Source organism: Saccharothrix sp. ST-888, assembly GCF_000955975.1.
In the GTDB taxonomy this organism is placed as follows: domain Bacteria; phylum Actinomycetota; class Actinomycetes; order Streptomycetales; family Streptomycetaceae; genus Kitasatospora.
Genome location: NZ_JYJF01001007.1, coordinates 1 through 300, shown reverse-complemented (window position 1 = coordinate 300; position 300 = coordinate 1). Strand labels below are relative to the sequence as shown.

The following is a 300-nucleotide window of genomic DNA, read 5'->3' as shown; positions in this document are numbered from 1 at the left end:
GAGCGGCTGTCGGACGCGCGCCGCAACGGGCCCGAGGTGCTGGCGCTGGTGCGTGGTTCGGCCGTCAACCAGGACGGTGCCTCCAACGGTCTGACGGCGCCGAACGGGCCGTCGCAGCAGCGGGTGATCCGGCAGGCGCGGGCGAGTGCCGGCCTGTCGGCGGCCGATGTGGACGTGGTGGAGGCGCACGGTACGGGGACGACGCTGGGTGACCCGATCGAGGCGCAGGCGCTGCTGGCGACGTACGGTCAGGGGCGCTCCGAGGGACGGCCGTTGTGGCTGGGGTCGGTCAAGTCGAAC

At 73.7% G+C, this 300-nt stretch carries 1 protein-coding gene; it reads left to right on the top strand.

The annotated features are described in order from the left end of the window. Positions 1–300, top strand: a 300-nt coding sequence (locus UK12_RS35340; RefSeq protein WP_045307322.1) for a hypothetical protein, incomplete at both ends; no start/stop codon positions are given.